3 protein-coding genes are annotated in these 2,248 nt (G+C 69.6%); 1 reads left to right on the top strand and 2 read right to left on the bottom strand.

Annotation, left to right across the window (positions count from 1 at the left end; genetic code table 11):
* The coding region (locus tag AC31A1_RS50395; protein WP_489659747.1) for an AEC family transporter at nt 1-612 on the bottom strand (612 nt) is incomplete at its 3' end.
* A 100-nt stretch (nt 613-712) separates the two neighbouring features.
* On the opposite strand from AC31A1_RS50395, the gene AC31A1_RS50390 reads away from it, so the two are divergent.
* Nucleotides 713-1,102 carry a hypothetical protein gene (locus AC31A1_RS50390; RefSeq protein ID WP_393761850.1) on the top strand — a complete coding sequence of 130 codons (390 nt, stop codon included), beginning with the start codon at nt 713-715 and terminating at the stop codon, nt 1,100-1,102.
* Here the strand turns inward: AC31A1_RS50390 and AC31A1_RS50385 are convergent.
* Complete coding sequence (locus AC31A1_RS50385; RefSeq protein ID WP_489659746.1) at nt 986-2,002, bottom strand: sigma-70 family RNA polymerase sigma factor; 1,017 nt, start codon at nt 2,000-2,002, stop codon at nt 986-988. The two genes, AC31A1_RS50390 and AC31A1_RS50385, sit on opposite strands and share 117 nt — an antisense overlap.
* Nucleotides 2,003-2,248: the final 246 nt, after the last annotated feature.

The following is a 2,248-nucleotide window of genomic DNA, read 5'->3' as shown; positions in this document are numbered from 1 at the left end:
CCCGATCAGCACCGCCGGCACAGCCATGTTGCCGATCAGGGTGAGCGGATCCATCACCGGGCCCGGGACATGAACCCCGATCCCCGCAACCGCGACCCCCGCAAGCGACCCCACCGCGATCGGATTCCGCAGCGGCGTGAGCAGCCGTAGCCACAACGGCCCCTTCTCACCCGCCCCCGACAGGTCGAGGATCGTCAACGCGAGCGGGCTCACCACCACGAGCTGGAACAACATCACCGGCGCCACGAGCGAGGCATTGCCCAGGACGTACACCGAGATCGGGATACCGAGGTTGCCGGAGTTGACGTAACTCGAAGAGAGCGCCCCGATCGTCGTACGGCCGACACCCCAGCCCCGTACGACGCCGACCGCCACGAACAGCCCCGCCACCGCCGCCGTGCTCAGCATGGTCACGAGCAGCCCGCTGGAGAAGATCACCGACAGGTCGGCCCGCGCGAGGGTCGTGAACAGCAGCGCCGGGGACGCGACGTTGAAGGCCAGCTTGGTCAGGACGTCCCGCCCGTGTTCGCCGAGGGAACCGCGCAGGCCGATCAGATAGCCGACCGCGATGACCACACCGATGACCGCGAACCCGGTCAGAACCCCCTGCACGGCACCCCCTCGGCGGCGACGTCGGCGCGCGGCAGGGCGTCGGGTATCCAGGGCGGGGCTGATCCGTGGGGCATACAGCAAACCTAGGCGGTCGCCCCCGATGAGTTACGACCGCCCACCCGGTCTACCGATCGTGGACGCCAAGACACCCGCTGTACTCGTGCCGGCCCGCCCCGTCACCCGTGACGAGGTGGCGGGGCTGTGCGCCGAGGTACGGGCACTGCTGGAGGCGACGGCCGGTGCCGGCGTGGTCCTGGTCGAGATCGTGGGACCAGGGCCGCCAGGGCTCGGTACCGTCGATCTCCTGGCCCGCCTCGCGCTGACCGCCCGCCGGGCCGGTGGGCGGATCAGGCTCCGTGACCCCGGCCCCGGACTACGCGCCCTCCTCGACCTCGTCGGACTCCGCTTCGAGATGGAGGGGCAGGTCGAACAGCGGGAACCAGCGCTTGGTGTCCAGGAAGAAGTGGAACCCGGTGAGCCCGCCGTCTGAGATCTCCAGGATCTGGACCGCCCAGGGCGCGTACCCACCCGCCTCGGGGTCCGGCTTGTACTGGGCGAAGCCCGGCAGACCGTTCACCTGCACCGGGATCAGGCGTGAGCCCTCGCAGGCGGAACCGATCGTCGTCATGAAGCCCGTGATGTCGTCGTGGCCGGTCAGCCACAGGTCGAACGGCGGCATCGTCATGATGGCGTCCTCGTGCAGCAGCGCGGTGAGCGCGGCCATGTCGTAGCCCTCGAAGGCCGCGACATACCGCTCAAGAAGCTTGCGCTGCTCCTCGTCGAGCGGGTCGGAGACGGCGGCGTCGGCCGCCTTGTCGTCCCGCTCGGCGAGGGTCGCCCGGGCCCGCTGCAACGCGCTGTTGACCGACGCGACCGAGGTGCCGAGCAGCTCGGCCACCTCGTTCGCCCGCCAGGCCAGCACCTCGCGCAGGATCAGCACCGCCCGTTGTTTGGGCGGGAGTTGCTGGAGGGCGGCCATGAACGCGAGCCGTACGGATTCCTTGGCCACGGCCGCCTCCGCGGGGTCTGCGACGGTCGGCAGCACGCGCGCGTCCGGCATCGGCTCCAGCCATGTGTTGTCCGCGCGGGGCGACAGCGCGGCCTGGGCGAGGGGGGTGGAGTCGCTGAGATCGACGGGCCGCGCCCGCTTGTTGCCGGCGGACAGCATGTCCAGGCAGACGTTCGTGGCGATCCGGTACAGCCACGAACGGAGACTGGACCGGCCCTCGAACTTCTCGTAGTTCCGCCACGCGCGGACCATCGTGTCCTGTACGGCGTCCTCGGCCTCGAAGGAGGAGCCGAGCATGCGGTAGCAGTAACCGGTCAGCTCGACGCGGTGCTTCTCCAGCCTGACGTCGAGGTCCGTCGTCGTAGCAACGCTGTCACTCATGGTCTCGCCCACCCACCCCTGTGGCCGTTCTTCCCTTACCCCGCAACGTAGCGCAGCCCACTGACAATGGCGCGGGAAGTGGATGAACGTGCAGGTCACGGCGATTTCAGGGCGCCCGGTATGGGTATGGGCGTCGTCCTCAAGCGCAGGACGGACTGATCGGTGCCGGCCTCCGCTGAGTCCGCGCCGACCGCGACCCCAGCACAGTGATCGTCACAACCCCCGCCACCGCCAGAACCCCCACAC

The sequence above is a fragment of the Streptomyces sp. P5F9 genome, assembly GCF_057961495.1.
This window is presented reverse-complemented; position numbering and strand designations above follow the sequence as displayed.